This window comes from Novosphingobium sp. BL-S-32 (genome assembly GCF_056857055.1).
Genome location: NZ_CM166476.1, coordinates 2,116,986 through 2,132,419, shown reverse-complemented (window position 1 = coordinate 2,132,419; position 15,434 = coordinate 2,116,986). Strand labels below are relative to the sequence as shown.

General features: G+C 64.3%; 23 protein-coding genes. 15 read left to right on the top strand and 8 right to left on the bottom strand.

The annotated features are described in order from the left end of the window. The first annotated feature begins 1 nt into the window (after position 1). Genes sufC through AC1VVK_RS09860 form a run of 7 tightly spaced genes read left to right on the top strand, consistent with a single transcriptional unit; the run spans position 2 to position 4,212 of the window. Positions 2–745 (top strand): Fe-S cluster assembly ATPase SufC, encoded by a 744-nt coding sequence (sufC, locus tag AC1VVK_RS09890; protein ID WP_465138618.1) that lies wholly within the window; start codon positions 2–4, stop codon positions 743–745. Next, complete coding sequence (locus AC1VVK_RS09885; protein ID WP_482902839.1) at positions 742–957, top strand: hypothetical protein; 216 nt, start codon at positions 742–744, stop codon at positions 955–957. Before sufC ends, AC1VVK_RS09885 begins: the two co-directional genes overlap by 4 nt. Beyond that, positions 950–1,687, top strand: coding sequence for a SufD family Fe-S cluster assembly protein (locus AC1VVK_RS09880; protein ID WP_482902838.1), 738 nt, complete (start codon positions 950–952; stop codon positions 1,685–1,687). The genes AC1VVK_RS09885 and AC1VVK_RS09880 overlap by 8 nt, the downstream gene beginning before the upstream one ends. Beyond that, positions 1,684–2,883 (top strand): aminotransferase class V-fold PLP-dependent enzyme, encoded by a 1,200-nt coding sequence (locus tag AC1VVK_RS09875; protein WP_482902837.1) that lies wholly within the window; start codon positions 1,684–1,686, stop codon positions 2,881–2,883. Before AC1VVK_RS09880 ends, AC1VVK_RS09875 begins: the two co-directional genes overlap by 4 nt. Then, complete coding sequence (locus AC1VVK_RS09870; RefSeq protein WP_482902836.1) at positions 2,880–3,350, top strand: SUF system Fe-S cluster assembly protein; 471 nt, start codon at positions 2,880–2,882, stop codon at positions 3,348–3,350. Before AC1VVK_RS09875 ends, AC1VVK_RS09870 begins: the two co-directional genes overlap by 4 nt. After that, positions 3,350–3,847, top strand: a complete 498-nt coding sequence (locus AC1VVK_RS09865; RefSeq protein ID WP_482902835.1) for a GNAT family N-acetyltransferase — start codon at positions 3,350–3,352, stop codon at positions 3,845–3,847. Before AC1VVK_RS09870 ends, AC1VVK_RS09865 begins: the two co-directional genes overlap by 1 nt. Further along, entirely contained in the window at positions 3,844–4,212 is a 369-nt protein-coding gene (locus AC1VVK_RS09860; protein WP_482902834.1) for a HesB/IscA family protein, read from the top strand. The genes AC1VVK_RS09865 and AC1VVK_RS09860 overlap by 4 nt, the downstream gene beginning before the upstream one ends. 204 nt (positions 4,213–4,416) lie before the next feature. Here the strand turns inward: AC1VVK_RS09860 and AC1VVK_RS09855 are convergent, their stop codons facing one another. Beyond that, positions 4,417–5,940: a fumarate hydratase gene (locus AC1VVK_RS09855; protein ID WP_132387663.1), complete on the bottom strand. Its 1,524-nt coding sequence runs from the start codon at positions 5,938–5,940 to the stop codon at positions 4,417–4,419. Positions 5,941–6,238: 298 nt separating this feature from the next. On the opposite strand from AC1VVK_RS09855, the gene AC1VVK_RS09850 reads away from it, so the two are divergent. The 5 genes from AC1VVK_RS09850 (at position 6,239) to AC1VVK_RS09830 (ending at position 9,678) form a co-directional block, all read left to right on the top strand. Then, complete coding sequence (locus tag AC1VVK_RS09850) at positions 6,239–6,832, top strand: protein-L-isoaspartate O-methyltransferase family protein (protein WP_482902833.1); 594 nt, start codon at positions 6,239–6,241, stop codon at positions 6,830–6,832. Between the two features lie 2 nt (positions 6,833–6,834). Continuing rightward, entirely contained in the window at positions 6,835–8,283 is a 1,449-nt protein-coding gene (locus tag AC1VVK_RS09845; protein WP_482902832.1) for a TolC family outer membrane protein, read from the top strand. Between the two features lie 82 nt (positions 8,284–8,365). Next, on the top strand, positions 8,366–8,800 hold the full coding sequence (locus AC1VVK_RS09840) for a DUF2497 domain-containing protein (RefSeq protein WP_132387657.1): 435 nt from the start codon (positions 8,366–8,368) through the stop codon (positions 8,798–8,800). 60 nt (positions 8,801–8,860) lie between these two features. Next, positions 8,861–9,292, top strand: coding sequence for an acyl-CoA thioesterase (locus AC1VVK_RS09835; protein ID WP_482902831.1), 432 nt, complete (start codon positions 8,861–8,863; stop codon positions 9,290–9,292). Continuing rightward, complete coding sequence (locus tag AC1VVK_RS09830; protein ID WP_482902830.1) at positions 9,274–9,678, top strand: (2Fe-2S) ferredoxin domain-containing protein; 405 nt, start codon at positions 9,274–9,276, stop codon at positions 9,676–9,678. The genes AC1VVK_RS09835 and AC1VVK_RS09830 overlap by 19 nt, the downstream gene beginning before the upstream one ends. Positions 9,679–9,688: 10 nt before the next feature. On the opposite strand, the gene AC1VVK_RS09825 is transcribed toward AC1VVK_RS09830, so the two are convergent. Beyond that, on the bottom strand, positions 9,689–9,985 hold the full coding sequence (locus tag AC1VVK_RS09825; RefSeq protein WP_132388535.1) for a hypothetical protein: 297 nt from the start codon (positions 9,983–9,985) through the stop codon (positions 9,689–9,691). Positions 9,986–10,148: 163 nt separating this feature from the next. On the opposite strand from AC1VVK_RS09825, the gene AC1VVK_RS09820 reads away from it, so the two are divergent. The 3 genes from AC1VVK_RS09820 to xth are packed head-to-tail and all read left to right on the top strand — an operon-like array spanning position 10,149 to position 11,735. Beyond that, positions 10,149–10,574, top strand: a complete 426-nt coding sequence (locus tag AC1VVK_RS09820) for a CBS domain-containing protein (RefSeq protein ID WP_132387651.1) — start codon at positions 10,149–10,151, stop codon at positions 10,572–10,574. 55 nt (positions 10,575–10,629) lie between these two features. Beyond that, on the top strand, positions 10,630–10,962 hold the full coding sequence (gene erpA, locus AC1VVK_RS09815; protein WP_132387649.1) for an iron-sulfur cluster insertion protein ErpA: 333 nt from the start codon (positions 10,630–10,632) through the stop codon (positions 10,960–10,962). Next, entirely contained in the window at positions 10,959–11,735 is a 777-nt protein-coding gene (gene xth, locus AC1VVK_RS09810; RefSeq protein WP_482902829.1) for an exodeoxyribonuclease III, read from the top strand. The genes erpA and xth overlap by 4 nt, the downstream gene beginning before the upstream one ends. A 98-nt stretch (positions 11,736–11,833) precedes the next feature. On the opposite strand, the gene AC1VVK_RS09805 is transcribed toward xth, so the two are convergent. From AC1VVK_RS09805 to dnaQ, 6 genes are all read right to left on the bottom strand, one after another. After that, positions 11,834–12,484 carry a cell wall hydrolase gene (locus AC1VVK_RS09805; protein WP_482902828.1) on the bottom strand — a complete coding sequence of 217 codons (651 nt, stop codon included), beginning with the start codon at positions 12,482–12,484 and terminating at the stop codon, positions 11,834–11,836. A gap of 191 nt (positions 12,485–12,675) precedes the next feature. Continuing rightward, positions 12,676–13,008 carry a DUF1491 family protein gene (locus tag AC1VVK_RS09800; protein WP_482902827.1) on the bottom strand — a complete coding sequence of 111 codons (333 nt, stop codon included), beginning with the start codon at positions 13,006–13,008 and terminating at the stop codon, positions 12,676–12,678. A 1-nt stretch (position 13,009) separates the two neighbouring features. Further along, positions 13,010–13,519 (bottom strand): PaaI family thioesterase, encoded by a 510-nt coding sequence (locus AC1VVK_RS09795; RefSeq protein WP_482902826.1) that lies wholly within the window; start codon positions 13,517–13,519, stop codon positions 13,010–13,012. Continuing rightward, complete coding sequence (locus AC1VVK_RS09790; RefSeq protein ID WP_132388533.1) at positions 13,509–13,970, bottom strand: PTS sugar transporter subunit IIA; 462 nt, start codon at positions 13,968–13,970, stop codon at positions 13,509–13,511. The genes AC1VVK_RS09795 and AC1VVK_RS09790 overlap by 11 nt, the downstream gene beginning before the upstream one ends. A 144-nt stretch (positions 13,971–14,114) precedes the next feature. After that, positions 14,115–14,684, bottom strand: a complete 570-nt coding sequence (gene hpf, locus AC1VVK_RS09785) for a ribosome hibernation-promoting factor, HPF/YfiA family (protein WP_132387640.1) — start codon at positions 14,682–14,684, stop codon at positions 14,115–14,117. A 25-nt stretch (positions 14,685–14,709) separates the two neighbouring features. Beyond that, positions 14,710–15,393, bottom strand: coding sequence for a DNA polymerase III subunit epsilon (dnaQ, locus tag AC1VVK_RS09780; RefSeq protein WP_482902825.1), 684 nt, complete (start codon positions 15,391–15,393; stop codon positions 14,710–14,712). Positions 15,394–15,434 lie beyond the last annotated feature (41 nt).

Sequence of the window (15,434 nt, the reverse complement as noted above, 5' to 3'; positions counted from 1 at the left end):
CATGCTCAAGATCGATAATCTTCAGGCCAATGTTGCCGACAAGCCCATTCTCAAGGGTCTCTCGCTGACGATCAATCCGGGCGAGATTCACGCGATCATGGGTCCGAACGGCGCGGGCAAGTCGACGCTGGGCTACACGCTCGGCGGCCGTCCGGGTTATGAAGTGACCGGCGGTTCGGTGGACTTCCTGGGCCAGGACCTGCTCGAACTGGAACCGCACGAGCGTGCCGCCGCCGGCCTGTTCCTGGGCTTCCAGTACCCGGTCGAGATTCCCGGCGTCTCCTTCGTCCAGTTCCTGCGCGAAGCGGCCAATGCCCAGCGCAAGGGCCGGGGCGAGGAACCGCTTTCGGGCGGCGAATTCCTGAAGCTTGCACGCGAAAAGGCGGGCCTGCTGCGCATGGACATGGACATGCTGAAGCGCCCGGTGAACGTTGGCTTCTCCGGCGGCGAGAAGAAGCGCGCCGAGATGGTGCAGATGGGCATCCTCGATCCCAAGCTGGCGATTCTGGACGAGACCGACTCCGGCCTCGACATCGACGCGCTGCGCATCTGCGGCGAGGGCATCAATTCGATCATGCGCGCGCCCGACAAGGCCGTGCTGCTGATCACCCACTACCAGCGCCTGTTGGACTATGTGAAGCCGGACTTCGTCCACGTTCTGGCCGCCGGCCGGATCGTCAAGTCGGGCGGCCCTGAACTCGCACTCCAGCTTGAGGAAGAGGGCTACGAGGCCGTCGTCGCATGAGCATGGTCTACCTTCTCTGGCACGAGGACGATCCCGAGATGGATGAAAGCACGCTGGTCGGAGTCTATGGTTCCGAGGCGGAAGCCGCCTCTGCCATTGCCCACTTTGCCGAACATCCGCAGGGATTCTCGGTCGACGCCCATTCGCTGAACGGCAATCGCTGGCTCGCCGCTATTCCGGGTGCCTTCCTGGGGAACGCGGCCAATGACTGACACCCTCACGCTTCCCACCCGCAAGGATGAGGACTTCCGCTATTCCGATTTCGACGCGCTGGCGGGCCTCTGGCCCATCGCGCGCGAAGAGATCGTGGTGGCTGCCGGTGCCGAGGAATCGCTGCAGATCGTCGAGGACGGTGCCTCGGCCGTAGCGCGCCATCTAGTGATCACGCTGGGCGCCCGCGCCAAGTTCGACCTGCGCGTGCTCTCCGCCGGCCCGGCTTATGGCCGCGTGGCGGTGGACGTGCGGCTGGCCGAAGGCGCGGACTTCACGCTGGGCGCGGCGCAGCTCGCCAGTGGCAGCGAGACGCTGGAAGTGGTGACCAAAGTGGTCCACGCTGAAAAGGACGCGACCTCCAGCCAGATCGTGCGCACCGTGCTGGCAGGCCATGCGGTCGGCTCCTACCTCGGCTGCATCGGCGTAGAGCGCGGGGCGGACGGCACCGATGCCGAACAGTCGGTCCGCGCCATGCTGCTGGACCGCACGGCAACCGCCAATGCCCGGCCGGAACTGGAAATCTACGCCGATGACGTCAAGGCAGCACATGGCTGCGCGGTGGGCGAACTCGACGCCAACGGCCTGTTCTACCTGATGAGCCGGGGCCTCACGCCGCCCGAAGCCAAGCGGCTGATGCTGCAGGCTTTCGTGGCAGAAGCCTTCACCGGGGCCCCCCGCGAAGACATGCTGAACGAAGCCGCGATTGCCCGTCTGGAGGCGATCTTGTGAGTACCGATACGCTCGTCCTGAAGGACCAGTTCCCCGGACTTGCTGGCAACTGGCACTACCTAGACACCGGCGCGACCGCGCAGAAGCCGCAGGCGGTGATCGACGCCACCGTCAATGCGCTGGGCCGCGACTATGCGACCGTGCATCGCGGCGTCTACGCCCGCTCTGCCGAGATGACGCTGGCGTTCGAGGCGGCGCGCCGCAAGGTGGCCGCGTTCCTCGGCGGGCATGAGGATGAGATCGTCTTCACCCACGGTGCGACCGAGGCCATCAACCTCGTCGCGCAGACCTGGGGCGTGCAGAACCTCAAGGCGGGTGATCGCATCCTGCTTTCGGTGCTGGAGCATCACTCCAACATCGTGCCGTGGCAGCTGCTGCGCGACCGTACCGGCGTGGAAATCGACGTCTGCCCGGTGACCGAAGACGGCCGGATCGACCTTGAAGCGGCCGAGCGTATCCTCACCCCCGCGCACAAGCTGGTGGCCTTTGCGCATGTTTCCAACGTACTCGGCTCAGTGCTCCACGTGGAACATGCGGCGAAGCTGGCCCATGCGGTCGGCGCTAAGCTGCTGATCGACGGCTGCCAGGCGGCGCCGCGCATCGCCCTCGACGTGGCGGCGATGGACTGTGATTTCTACGTCTTTTCCGCGCACAAGCTCTATGGCCCCACCGGGATCGGCGCGCTTTGGGCGAAGAAGGCACTGCTCGATGCCATGCCCCCATGGCAGGGCGGCGGGTCGATGATCGACCGCGTCACCTTCGAGAAGACCACCTATGCCCCCGCGCCGCAGCGTTTCGAGGCAGGCACGCCGATGATCGTCGAGGCGCTTGGCCTTGCCGCCGCCATCGACTGGCTGACCGCGCAGGGCCTGGACCGTGCCGAGCGCCATGAGCGCGATCTGGCCGCCCGGCTGCGCGCCGAACTGGGCAAGCGCAACGACATCACCCTGTTCGGCCCGGCGGATTCCGTCGGCATCGTTTCTTTCGCGATGGACGGGGTGCATCCGCACGACCTCGGCACCATATTGGATGAAGAGGGCGTCGCGATCCGTGCCGGCCACCACTGTGCACAGCCGCTGATGGACCACCTTGGCGTTCCCGCCACGGCCCGCGCCAGCTTCGGCATCTATAGCGATGACAGCGATATCGAGGCGCTCATGAAGGGTATCGAGCGCACCCGGAGAATTTTTGGATGAGTGACCAGAAGCCTACATTCACGGTCGAGGAAGTCGACTCGGTAACGCCTGCTCCCCGCGCGCGCGTTGAAGACGTGCCGGTTCCCCCGGTTGAACGCAAGCGCGACTATCTCGACGGATTTCTTGCCGAAAAGCCGCAGGGCATCGATCCCAGCCAGCCCGGCGGATCGATCTACGACGGCGTGATCGACGCGCTGAAGGAAATCTTCGATCCCGAGATTCCGGTGAACATCTACGACCTTGGCCTGATCTACGGCGTCGAAGTCTCGCCCGAGGCTTCGGTCGCGGTAACGATGACGCTGACCACGCCGCATTGCCCGGTGGCCGAATCGATGCCCGGCGAAGTCGAGATGCGCGTGTCTGCCGTGCCCGGTGTGCGCGATGCCGAGGTCAATCTCGTCTGGGATCCGCCATGGGATATGGCCAAGATGTCCGACGAGGCGAAGCTCGAACTGGGCATGCTCTGATGGCGACGCTTGCCCCTACCATCACCGTGCGCTTGGCCGACTATGCCGACGCGGCCGATGCCGCGCGCGTGGTCGCGCTGCTGGACAGCTATGCGCGCGATCCGATGGGTGGGGGCAAGGCGCTGTCGGACGATGTGCGCGAGCGGCTGGTGCCCGGCCTTGCCGCGCACGCCGGCGCTTTCTCGCTGCTGGCCTTCGCCGGTCACGAGGCGCTCGGATTGGCCAACTGCATCACCGGATTCTCGACCTTCGCCGCGCGTCCGCTTGTGAACATCCACGACATGGCCGTGCTGCCTGAGGCACGTGGACGCGGCGTGGGCCGGGCGCTGATGCTGGCGGTAGAGGCAGAGGCCCGCACGCGCGGCGCCTGCAAGATCACACTCGAAGTGCTGAGCGGCAATGACACGGCCAAGGGCCTCTACGCCTCGCTCGGCTACGGCGATTACGCGCTGGACCCGCAGGCGGGCACCGCGCTGTTCTGGGAAAAGAAGCTATGACCACCGCTACTGAAACGAAGCCCACACGCCAGCGTCCGGCGGCGGTCATCCTCACGGCCAATGCCGAAGCGCGCATCGCCAAGCTGATGGGCGAGGCACCCGAAGGCACCATCGGCGTGCGCCTCTCCACCCCGCGTCGGGGCTGCTCGGGGCTGGCCTATTCGGTGGACTATGTTGCCGAAGAAAAGCCCTTCGACGAGAAGATCGAGACTCCCGGCGGCCTGTTCTACATCGACGGCGCCTCGGTGCTCTATCTGATCGGCAGCACCATGGACTGGGTGGAAGACGACTTCACCGCCGGATTCGAGTTCGCCAACCCGAATGCCAAGGGTTCGTGCGGCTGCGGCGAAAGCTTTACGGTTTGATCCACTAGCTCCTCCCCCACCGGGGGAGGGGGACCGCCCGCAGGGCGGTGGAGGGGGAAGGCGCAACGCTCCCGAAAGCCCCCTCCGTCAGCGCTTCGCGCTGCCACCTCCCCCGAGGGGGAGGATCTTTCCAAATCGCAAAACAAAAGGGGCCGATCCCGCCTTGGGATCGGCCCCTTTGTCATTTCCAGATCCCGAGAAGGATCACGCCGGAAGCAGATGCTCCTTGGCAATCTTTTCCTTCCACACCAGCGGGGCAAGCTGGTGGACGTTCTTGCCTTCGGAATCGACCGCCACAGTCACCGGCATGTCCTTGACGGTGAATTCGTAGATCGCCTCCATGCCGAGGTCCGCAAAACCGACGACCTTGGCTTCCTTGATCGCACGGGCGACGAGGTAGGCGGCGCCGCCGACGGCCATCAGATAGGCCGACTTGTGCTTGGCGATGGACTCGGTGGCGGCGGGGCCGCGTTCCGACTTGCCGATGCTGGCCAGCAGGCCAAGGTCGAGCATCGTGTCCGAGAACTTGTCCATGCGGGTCGCGGTGGTCGGGCCGGCGGGGCCGACGACTTCCTCACGCACCGGATCGACCGGGCCAACGTAGTAGATCACGCGGCCCTTGAAATCGACCGGCAGTTCCTCGCCCTTGGCCAGCATGTCGGAGATGCGCTTGTGCGCGGCATCGCGGCCGGTGAGCATCTTGCCGTTCAGCAGCAGGCGGTCGCCCTGCTTCCAGCTCTGGACGATTTCGGGGGTGAGGGTGTCGAGGTCGACGCGGATGGCGCCGGCATCGGGGGCCCATTCCACCTTCGGCCAATCGTCGAGGTTCGGCGTTTCGAGGAAGCTCGGGCCCGAACCGTCCAGCGTGAAGTGCGCGTGGCGGGTGGCGGCGCAGTTCGGGATCATCGCGACGGGCTTGCCGGCGGCATGGCACGGCCAGTCCATGATCTTGACGTCCAGGATGGTGGCCAGGCCGCCAAGGCCCTGCGCACCGATGCCGAGAGCGTTCACCTTGTCGAAGATCTCGATGCGCAGCGCCTCGATATCGTTCTGGGGACCGCGCTGCTTGAGCTGGGCCATGTCGATCGGCTCCATCAGGCTCTGCTTGGCGAGCTTGACGCAATGCTCGGCGGTGCCGCCGATGCCGATGCCCAGCATGCCCGGCGGGCACCAGCCGGCGCCCATCTGCGGCAGCATCTCGATCACCCAGTCAACGATGGAATCGCTGGGATTCATCATCTTGAACTTCGACTTGTTTTCCGAGCCGCCGCCCTTGGCCGCGACGTCCACCGAAACCTTGGAGCCGGGGACCATGCTGACCGAGAGCACCGAAGGCGTGTTGTCCTTCGTGTTGCGGCGGGTGAAGGCGGGATCCGCCAGCACCGAGGCGCGCAGCTTGTTCTCGGCATTGTTGTAGGCGCGGCGCACACCTTCATCGACCACTTCCTGCAGCGACTTCTCGGATTCGAGGCGGCAGTTCTGGCCCCATTCGATGAAGACGTTGACGATGCCGGTGTCCTGGCAGATCGGGCGATGCCCTTCCGCGCACATGCGGCTGTTCGTCAGAATCTGGGCGATGGCATCCTTGGCGGCGGGGCCTTGCTCCGCCTCATAGGCGTCGCCCAGCGCGCGGATGTAGTCCATCGGGTGGAAGTAGCTGATGTACTGGAGGGCGTCGGCAACACTCTCGATGAGGTCGTCTTCGCGGATCGTCACCATTTCGGCCATGGAAAGAGCGCTCCCGGTTTTCCTGTCGGTTCACGTGATTTTGTAGGCCCCTTAAACCGGGTTTGGATTTTGCGCAAAAGCGCATTTTCAGCGATTGGACGGCCGAAAATCGCAAGTGCTCTTTCCAAGTGCCTGTGCCATCGTCCAAACGTCGCGATAGATCGACCAAGGTATTGCAAATGGCTTGGCCTCATTCGCGGCTTGGCCTAGTAAGGCCGCCATCTAGTCCGTCTTTGCGGGGGGTAGGGGCGCAGTCGCTCCCTCATGTGCCCGCAACAGCATGAGGAATGGGACCAAAATGACCTTGACCGAGGATCGGTCCGCTGCCGCGGTAGCCCGCCAAGCCATGATCGTCAGCCAACTGCGCACCAGCGGCGTGAACGAACCGTGGGTGCTCGAAGCCATGGCCGGCGTTGCCCGCGAGGATTTCGTGCCCGCCGGTATGCGCGATGCCGCCTATATCGACCGCGCGATTACGCTGGATAACGGCCGCCAACTCGCCGCTCCCGTCGTGCACGGCAAGATGCTTGCCGAAGCCGAACCGACCAAGACCGACAAGGCGCTCCTTGTCGGCGATGCGAACGGCTATCTTGCGGCGCTGCTGCGTCCGCTGGTGGGCTCGCTCGAGATCGTCGATCCGGCTGCAGCCAAGGACGTTGCCAAGGGTGACTACACCCTGCTGGTGATCGACGGTGCGGTTGAGGAACTGCCCGAAACGCTCACTGCCGCGCTCGCCGAAGGCGGCCGTGCGGTGACCGGCCTTGTGGTGCGCGGCGTTCCCCGCCTTGCAACCGGCATCAAGGCTGCAGGCGCGCTTGCGCTGCTGCCGCTCGCCGAGATCGGGATTCCGGTTCTGCCCGAATTCGCTGCTCCCAAACGCTGGAGCTTCTGAGCATGGCCCGGTTCGCGCTGCGTACCGGGCTACTCGCGGGGGGATGTCTGACACTGGCAACGGCAAGCGCTCCGGCGCTGGCCGACACCCTGCGCGAGGCGCTGGTCCTGGCTTACCAGACCAATCCCACGCTTGAGGCGGCACGCGCGCAGCAGCGCGCGACCGACGAGGGCGTGCCGATCGCGCGCTCTGCGGGGTTGCCCAATCTGGCCGCCGACAGCTCCATCACCAAATATGTGGACGCTGGCGCCGCCAAGGACATCCAGCCGACCAAGATCCTGTCCGCCGGGGTCGATCTGGGCGTGCCGATCTATTCGGGCGGCTCGGTGCGCAACAGCGTGGCCGCCGCCAAGATCCGCGTCGAAGCCGGACAGGCCTCGCTGCGCGGGTCGGAAAGCTCGCTGTTCTCGCAAGTGGTCGGCGCCTACATGGACGTGATCCGGGCCGAGGCGATCGTCGGGTTGAATCAGAAGAACGTGGCGGTGCTGAAGGTCAATCTTCAGGCCACCAGCGATCGTTTCCAGATCGGCGAACTGACCCGGACCGACGTGGCGCAGTCGCAGTCACGCCTTGCCGTGGCCAATGGCGACTTGCGCAGTGCCGAGGCCAACCTCGCCGCCGCGCGTGAAACCTATATCCGTCTGATCGGCAAGGCGCCTGAGGCGCTCGAAACGCCCCCGCCATTGCCGAATCTGCCCGCCACGCCCGAAGAGGCCACGTCGGTAGCGCTCGATGCCAATCCCGACGTGATTGCCGCGCGCCAGCGCAGCAAGGCGGCGGAAAAGGATATCGACGTGGCCGGTGCAGGCCGCCTGCCACGCGTCAGCCTGTTTTCGCAGGGCGGCTATACCGATTACCTCGGCTCGGCAGACCCGCGGATCACCGGCTACGAGCACAACCATACGGTCACGGCCGGTGCGCAAGTCTCGATCCCGCTGTTTCAGGGCGGTCTTCCCGCCGCTCAGCGCCGACAGGCGCAGGCCACGGCCTCGGCCACGCTGGAACAGGAAATCGCCACCGAACGCGGCGTGATCGCGCAAGTCCGCTCGGCCTACACCGCGTGGCTCGCGTCGAACGACCTAATCGTCTCTTCGAAAACCGCCGTCGATGCCGCCTCGCTGAGCCTTGAGGGCGTGCGGGCGGAGAACTCGGTGGGCAACCGCACGATTCTCGACATCCTGAACGCAGAGCAGGAACTGCTGAACGCACAGGTCGATCTGGTGACGGCGCAGCGCAACGCCTATGTCGCCGGCTTCACCCTACTAGCCGCAATGGGCCGCGCCGAAGCGCGCGATCTCAATCTGGACGGCGGCGTGCTCTACGATCCCCAGGTCAATTACGACCGCGTGAAGGGCAAGATCTTCGACTGGGACAACGATCCGGCCCCTGTGGCGAAGTCCACCCGGACCGTTGACACGCCGGTTCAGGACGGCGAGATTCACGAACAGTAACCATCCTTTAACCCTGATTCGGGGATGGGTGATGGGCGCGCTCGGAAAACGGGAACATCCGGCGCCAACGGGGACAGTTGCAATGCGTCAGAACGGTGAGCCTTCGGTCGAGGAGATTCTCCAGTCGATCAAGCAGGTCATCGCGCGTGACAACCGCGCGGCGGCCCGCTCCGAGCGCCAGCGCCGCGCAGGTGAAGCCATGCGCGCAGCGGCGTTCGATGACGACGTGCTGGAACTGCCCGAAGCCGCCGAACTCGCCGATGTGCTGGGCGACGAACCCGCGCTGCTCGATGACGATGCCCGCGATTCGATGCGCGAATCGCTGGCCGCCCTTGCGATGCTGTCCGAACCAGGCATGCCGCCACAGATCGTCCGCTCGGGCGAAACCTCTCTAGAAGGTCTTGTTCGCGAGCTGCTGCGTCCGGCGCTGGCCGACTGGCTCGACAAGAACCTGCCGGCGATGGTCGAACGCCTTGTCGCGACCGAGATCGCGCGAATCGTCGGCAAGAAGGGCTGACCCGCTCCCGCGATGCGCTTGGGACTGGACCTGAGCGTGCGGTCTACCTAACTCTGACTCATGCCCAGACCAGACCCCGCGCTGCTCGATCCCGCGCGTTATCCATTTCGCTGCGAGATCGAACCCCGCTTCAGCGACCTCGACCTCAACCACCACATCAACAATGTCGCCATAGCCGGCATGCTTGAGGACGGGCGCGTGCGATTCTACCGCGCCGCCGGCGGTGATGATGCGTTCCGTGGTCTTTCAACCATGGTCGCCAGCATCTCCATCGAATACCTTGGCGAAACGCACTATCCCGAGACGCTGGTCATCCACGGCGCCACTGAACACCTCGGCCGCACCAGTCAGCAACTGGTGCAAGTCGTGACTCAGAAGGGTGAGCCGGTGGTCTTCGCGCGCACGGTGATTGTCATGGTCGGCGCCGAAGGCCCGGCGCCGTTGCCCGACGATTACCGCGCCCGCGCCGCCGAATGGGCACTGCGCCCGTGACCGCGTCGCACCGGGATATCGATCAGGCCGCCGAAGCGCTCGCCAAGATGGGCGGCGACACCATCCAGCGCCACATCTTCATCTGTGCCGAACCGCAGAAAGGCGAATGCTGCTCGCCCGAAAAGGGGGCGGCGGCATGGAAATACCTGAAGAAGCGTCTCAAGCAGCTGGGCCTCGACGGGCCCAAGCGCGAGAACGGCGGCGGTGTCGCCCGCTCCAAGGCGGACTGCCTGCGCATCTGTTTCGCGGGGCCGGTCGCGGTCGTCTGGCCCGATGGTGTCTGGTACCATTCCTGCACCGAGGACGTGCTGGAAAAGATCATCCAGCAGCATCTGATCGGCGGGCAACCGGTCGAGGAATTCCGGCTGCGGCCCCGTCAAGGGTGAGGGAGGGGCGCTACTTACCCTTCCAGTCGTCCTCGAACGGATCGACGATCGACTCATCATGTCCGGTTCCGCTCGACAGGAAGGCGAGTCCCATCAGCGCCGAGGCCAGCAGCATCGTGAAACCGATCCCCAGTGCGGCCGCGATGTAGAAGTGGACCGAAACCATCCCGTTCGAACGATAGAGCAGGATGATCGAGGCCAGCACAAGGCCGACCGTCACTGTCAACATATAGGCCATGATCCGGCGGTAGCGTGCCCAGGCGTGGGCGGCCTTTTCCGGGTCTTCAAGGGGCGAGCGCGGTATCATGCGCCCCATTTGGGCTTTCGCGCGCGGCCTCGCAAGCAAATGCTCCCGGCACGGCACTCAAAAGACGCCCCTGGCAATCGGACGAAGTGGCAGGCGCCGCTCCGCTATGGTATTCTTCGATCCAAACCGCGTTGATGAGGGCCAACCAGGGGAGAGAGCGACGATGACGATTGCGCGCATTATCGAAGGCCGTGGACCCGTCCAGACCTGCCAGGTGGGCACTACCGTAGGCGAGGCGGCCAAATTGCTGGCCGAACGCCGCATCGGCGCCCTGCCGATCCTGGACGGCGAAACGCTGGTTGGAATCTTCTCCGAACGCGATGTGATCTACCGGCTGCACGAATTCGGCCCGGACATGCTCCACAAACCGGTGAACGACGTGATGACCTCTCCCGCCGTGACCGTCGAACCGTCCACGCCGGTGCTCAGCGCCCTGGCGCTGATGACGCGCCGCCGTATCCGCCATTTGCCCGTGATCGACGGCGGCCGGATGGTCGGCTTCGTCTCCATCGGCGATCTCGTGAAATACCGGATCGACAAAGTCGAATCCGAAGCCGCCGCGATGCGCGATTACATCCAGATGGCCTGATCCTTATCCGGCCCCGCACCTTGCCGCGCGGGGCCGCGAGGCTTACATCGCAGGCATGGACCAACAAACCGTGACACTCAGCCCATCGGCCGCGGCGCGCGTCGCCGCGATCGCTGAAAAGCAGGGCAAACCCGCGATCCTTCGCCTCTCGGTAGAGGGTGGGGGCTGCTCGGGCTTTCAGTACAAGTTCGGCCTCGCCGACAGCGCCGAGAACGACGACACCATTGCCGAGACCGATGGAGTCCGCCTCGTGGTCGATTCGGTAAGCCTCGACCTCGTCGACGGCTGCGTGGTCGATTACGTGGAATCGCTGGGCGGCGCCGCCTTCCGGGTGGAAAATCCCCAAGCCGCCGCCGGCTGCGGATGCGGATCCAGCTTCTCCGTATGAAGAAAATCGCCACGTTCAACATCAACGGGGTCAAGGCACGCCTTCCCCGCCTGCTCGAATGGCTGGAGGAAACGCGCCCCTCGGTCGCCTGCCTGCAAGAGATCAAGAGCCAGGACGAAGGCTTCCCGATCGCGGAATTCGAGAAGATCGGATACCAGGGAATCTGGCACGGCCAGAAGGGCTTCAACGGCGTCGCCATCCTGGCCGATGGCGAAAAGCCGGTGGAGATCCAGCGCGGGCTCGACGGCGAGCCTGAGGACGAGCACTCCCGCTATCTCGAAGCCGATGTGTTCGGCCTGCGCGTCGTCTGCATCTACCTGCCCAACGGCAATCCGGTGCCCGGCCCCAAGTTCGACTACAAGCTGCGCTGGATGGAACGCCTGCGGCGCCGCATGGCCGCGATCCGGGCCGAGGAAGTCCCGGCCATCGTCACCGGCGACTACAACGTGATTCCAACCGATCAGGACGTCTGGTCGCCGCCGGCCATGGCCGCCGATGCGCTGATGCAGCCGGAATCGCGCGATGCCTATTTCCGACTGCTGGGCGATGGCTGGACCGACGCGATTGCCACGCACAACCCGCGCGGCGGTGTCTGGACGTTCTGGGACTATCAGGCCGGTGCCTGGCAGCGCGACCACGGCTTCCGCATCGACCATGCGCTGCTCTCACCCGAGCTGGCCGACCGGCTCATCTCCTGCGGCGTGGACAAGGCTTATCGCGGACGCGAGAAGGCCAGCGATCATACGCCGGTCTGGGTGCAACTGCGCGACTGATACGCAAGAAGAGGGCGTTTCCGCCCCCTTCCATGCACAGGCACCGGCATCGAACGATGCGGGCCGCCGGAGCGGGACAAGCCCGCTCCACCTGATCCTCAACGATAGAAGATGTGATCGTCCACTTGGGCGATCTTGGTCAGGCGCCACTTGGGCGACACACGCGCTGCATGGAAATAGAGCGCGCCCTGAGCCTCGCTCTTCCAGCTTTCCTGGACGGCGATGCGGGCAATGGCCAGTGCTTCGCGCCAGTCGTCCGACTTTTCGCGGATGCTGGGCATCCGGCTGCCCTGTACGAACGAGAACTGGCCGGGCTGGTAGACCACGCCGCAATAGCTGGCGGGGAAACGGCCGGATTCGCTGCGATTGATGATGACGCGGCCAACGGCAAGCTGGCCTTCCAGCGTCTCACCGCGCGCTTCGAAATAGATCGCGCCGGCAAGGCAGCGCATCTGACTGTCAACCGACCCCTCGCTGGGCTGCATGGCAACCAGCTGGGCAAGCGAGTCTGCATCCGCGGAATGATCCGGGGTGACGGCATCGTCAGCCTGATTGTCCGTCGCAGCGTTCCCATCGGTGGGAAGGGACTGGACGACCGGCGTGGAGACGTAAGCCATCGGGGTGTTCGATTTTGCCGCGACCGGAATCGGCGTAGTAGCGGCGGCGCCCGAACCCTGTGCGCCGAATAGGGCGGTTAGAACCGTAGCAGCGAGCGCAATCGCGCTGGCCAACTGAACTTTGCTTCGCATCAACTCTTGATCAAAGGCGGTGAACCAATCCGACGCAGACGGGAACGCTATGCCCCATTGGAGCATTTACATTCACACGATCTGCCGACGATCCCCCGTCTGCGTGCTAGCCGGGCAAGCCTTATTGCTGCCCGAGCCGCCTGTGCGTGTGAGGTGGCCATTAACTTGCAGGGCATGCAAGTCAACTCATTTCAGGTCCCGATACCGATGAGCCGTTCGGGTCTTGCGACGTCCAGTTCAATCACCCAAAGGTCCGGGTCCTGTCGCCTACGTCTTTCGAGGTAGTCCGAGAACTCGCCCGAATCGGCCATTTCCTGTCGCTTCGCGCATGTCCAGAGCCGCGTTCCGTCCATTTGGGGCATGCGTTCGTAGACACGCCCATCCCGACCGTTTTCGAGCAGAACGACAAGGATCGTCCCTGCGTCGCGTTCACCTTTTTGTATAACCATGCCAAACCCGCCCTCGCTTTCGGCCGCGCGGATGAGCGCACTGGCTTCAAGATGGGCGGGAAGGCGGGCCTCCATGTCAGGTCGTGCCGGCGTAGCCGGGCAGGCCGGAAAGCGCGATGCGGGAGCGCATGAAAGTGCCGGTTCCACGGCCGACTTCGTCGCCGTCCTCGTCCACAAGCCGCGATTCGGCGACCAGCACGCGGCGGCGACCACTTACCCAGCGCCCTTCGGCAACGATGGTGCCGCCCTTGATCGGCTTGCTGAGAAGCAGATTGAACGACGTCGTCAGCAGGAACCGGTCCGTGACGAGCGTGTTGGCCGCGTAGAAGGCGGCATCGTCCAGCATCTTGAAATAGATCGTGCCGTGCGCCGCACCCGCCGCGTGGAAGCAGGCAGGATCGACGTCGAACGTGATCCGCGCCAGCCCCTCACCGGGAACTTCCAGCCGCGAGGCAAACATGCCGTTGATCGGCGCCGAAGCGTAGAGGCCTTCGAGCGCCCGCCAATGCAGCGCGGCACCGCTGCTGTCGGCCTTTTCGATTTCAGGCCCATTTTCAGAGCCGGCCCCAGGGGCCTCAGGCAGCATCGCGGTCGATAACGCTGCTAAGCAGGCTGTAGAGCGCTTCCGCGCCGGGAGCGTCGAGCAGGGCCTCATGCATGCGTTCATCGCGCATCATGCGCGAGATCGCCGCAAGGGCGTGAAGATGGGTGGCGCCGGCACCCTCGGGTGAGAGCAGGCCGAAGACGATATCGATCGGCACACCATCGGCGGAATCGAACTCCACCGGCGAATCGAGGCGAATGAACGCCGCAACCGGGCGGCTCAGCCCGGGAAGCCGGGCGTGGGGAATCGCGATACGCCGGCCGAATCCGGTACTCCCCAACGCTTCCCGTTCAAGGACGCGCGCAAGCACCATCTCCCGGTCCAGCCCGTAGACGTCCGTGAAGATTCCGGCGAGGCGCCCAAGGATGGACGCTTTGGTATCCGCGCTCGCCGTCGTGACAGCATCGGGCAGAAGATTGAAAAGACTGCTCATTTCGTTTTCTGGTTCTGGTCTCAGATAGGTTGCCAATGCCTAAACGCTCGCAACCCCCGGAAGGTCCGGGGGCTGCTTACTCGTCCTCCGATCAGAAGTATATGCGATCAGAAGTGCTAGCGCCGGAAGACGCTGCGGCCGGCGTCAGTGCGGTTCAACCCAGCCAATCGAACCGTCGCCGCGGCGGTAAACCATATTATGTCGGCCAGTGCCAGCGTTTTTGAACAGCAGTGCGGTGGTGTTGCGCAAGTCGAGCATCATCACCGCATCCGATACCGTTGCCTCGGGAACGTCCACCCGCGTCTCGGCGATCACCACCGGGGCATCGGCATCAAGCTCGTGATCGGCTTCGGCCGCTGGCTCCTCAAAGATGGTGTAAGCCGCCTCCTCGGTCGCCACGGCATAGGCGGTCTGCTCATGCCGGTCCTTGATGCGGCGCTTGTAGCGGCGCAGCTGCTTGTCGATCTTCTCGGACGCCTGGTCGAGCGCGATATGCGCATCCTGCGCCATGCCCGTGCCCTTGAGGACAAGGTTCTGCATCACATGCATGATGATATCGCAGCGGAAGGCACCGGCCGGGGCCCGGCCGAAGGTAACTTGCGAGGACAACGCTCGATTGAAGTACTTGTCGATGATCGTCATCAACCGCTCGTTGGCGTGAACCTGCAGGGCCTCTCCAGTTTCGACCTGGTGACCTGAGACGCGGATGTCCATGAGCGAATACTCCTCTGCTATGGTATCATTCACCCCAGAGTGGGGCGTCGACCGAAGTGAGAAACTCTGCATGGCGCATCAGTTCCGCTTCGGTGGCCGCATGGGGACGCGGCTGGCGGAAAGGTCGGTCCCTGCGGGCAAGGACTTTGGTTTCCACCACGATTTCATTCACTTCCGCCATCAGTTCGAGGCCGATCTGGCGGCCGCCGCGCAGTTCCACATAGACTTGCGCCAGCAGCTCGGCGTCTAGAAGCGCGCCGTGCTTGGTTCGATGACTTCGATCAATTCCATACCGCGAACACAGCGCATCGAGCGAAAGCTTGGCGCCCGGATGGCGCACTTTCGCCAGCGCTACCGTATCGACCATGCGCGACCGATCGACGATCGGATGGCTGCATAGGGTTAGCTCGTGGTTGATGAAGTTGAAGTCGAATGAGGCATTATGCGCGATCATCGGACTGTCCTCGATAAAATCGAGGAATTCCTGCGCGCAGCTGGCGAACAGCGGCTTATCGGCCAGGAAGGCGTCGGACAGGCCATGAACGGCCTCTGCCTCCGCCGGCATGGACCGTTCGGGGTTGAAATAGGCGTGGTAGCTGCGGCCGGTCAGCACCCGGTTGACCATCTCGATACAGCCGATCTCGACCATACGGTCCCCGTTCTTGGGGTCGAATCCCGTAGTTTCGGTATCGAAGATGATCTCTCGCATTTAACCTCATATCTGCCTGCCGACGCTGCTTCGCAAGGCCT

What these genes read in the sequence shown, in the direction of transcription:
- AC1VVK_RS09800 (WP_482902827.1), bottom strand. Translation starts at nt 13,008, where the DNA reads ATGGAGGCCCGCCTTCCCGCCCATCTTGAAGCCAGTGCGCTCATCCGC.
- AC1VVK_RS09835 (WP_482902831.1), top strand. Translation starts at nt 8,861, where the DNA reads ATGCCCAGACCAGACCCCGCGCTGCTCGATCCCGCGCGTTATCCATTT.
- AC1VVK_RS09795 (WP_482902826.1), bottom strand. Translation starts at nt 13,519, where the DNA reads ATGCTGCCTGAGGCCCCTGGGGCCGGCTCTGAAAATGGGCCTGAAATC.
- AC1VVK_RS09865 (WP_482902835.1), top strand. Translation starts at nt 3,350, where the DNA reads ATGGCGACGCTTGCCCCTACCATCACCGTGCGCTTGGCCGACTATGCC.
- AC1VVK_RS09790 (WP_132388533.1), bottom strand. Translation starts at nt 13,970, where the DNA reads ATGAGCAGTCTTTTCAATCTTCTGCCCGATGCTGTCACGACGGCGAGC.
- AC1VVK_RS09885 (WP_482902839.1), top strand. Translation starts at nt 742, where the DNA reads ATGAGCATGGTCTACCTTCTCTGGCACGAGGACGATCCCGAGATGGAT.
- hpf (WP_132387640.1), bottom strand. Translation starts at nt 14,684, where the DNA reads ATGGACATCCGCGTCTCAGGTCACCAGGTCGAAACTGGAGAGGCCCTG.
- AC1VVK_RS09840 (WP_132387657.1), top strand. Translation starts at nt 8,366, where the DNA reads ATGCGTCAGAACGGTGAGCCTTCGGTCGAGGAGATTCTCCAGTCGATC.
- sufC (WP_465138618.1), top strand. Translation starts at nt 2, where the DNA reads ATGCTCAAGATCGATAATCTTCAGGCCAATGTTGCCGACAAGCCCATT.
- AC1VVK_RS09825 (WP_132388535.1), bottom strand. Translation starts at nt 9,985, where the DNA reads ATGATACCGCGCTCGCCCCTTGAAGACCCGGAAAAGGCCGCCCACGCC.
- AC1VVK_RS09820 (WP_132387651.1), top strand. Translation starts at nt 10,149, where the DNA reads ATGACGATTGCGCGCATTATCGAAGGCCGTGGACCCGTCCAGACCTGC.
- AC1VVK_RS09845 (WP_482902832.1), top strand. Translation starts at nt 6,835, where the DNA reads ATGGCCCGGTTCGCGCTGCGTACCGGGCTACTCGCGGGGGGATGTCTG.
- xth (WP_482902829.1), top strand. Translation starts at nt 10,959, where the DNA reads ATGAAGAAAATCGCCACGTTCAACATCAACGGGGTCAAGGCACGCCTT.
- AC1VVK_RS09830 (WP_482902830.1), top strand. Translation starts at nt 9,274, where the DNA reads ATGGGCACTGCGCCCGTGACCGCGTCGCACCGGGATATCGATCAGGCC.
- AC1VVK_RS09870 (WP_482902836.1), top strand. Translation starts at nt 2,880, where the DNA reads ATGAGTGACCAGAAGCCTACATTCACGGTCGAGGAAGTCGACTCGGTA.
- dnaQ (WP_482902825.1), bottom strand. Translation starts at nt 15,393, where the DNA reads ATGCGAGAGATCATCTTCGATACCGAAACTACGGGATTCGACCCCAAG.
- AC1VVK_RS09850 (WP_482902833.1), top strand. Translation starts at nt 6,239, where the DNA reads ATGACCTTGACCGAGGATCGGTCCGCTGCCGCGGTAGCCCGCCAAGCC.
- AC1VVK_RS09880 (WP_482902838.1), top strand. Translation starts at nt 950, where the DNA reads ATGACTGACACCCTCACGCTTCCCACCCGCAAGGATGAGGACTTCCGC.
- AC1VVK_RS09855 (WP_132387663.1), bottom strand. Translation starts at nt 5,940, where the DNA reads ATGGCCGAAATGGTGACGATCCGCGAAGACGACCTCATCGAGAGTGTT.
- erpA (WP_132387649.1), top strand. Translation starts at nt 10,630, where the DNA reads ATGGACCAACAAACCGTGACACTCAGCCCATCGGCCGCGGCGCGCGTC.
- AC1VVK_RS09860 (WP_482902834.1), top strand. Translation starts at nt 3,844, where the DNA reads ATGACCACCGCTACTGAAACGAAGCCCACACGCCAGCGTCCGGCGGCG.
- AC1VVK_RS09805 (WP_482902828.1), bottom strand. Translation starts at nt 12,484, where the DNA reads ATGCGAAGCAAAGTTCAGTTGGCCAGCGCGATTGCGCTCGCTGCTACG.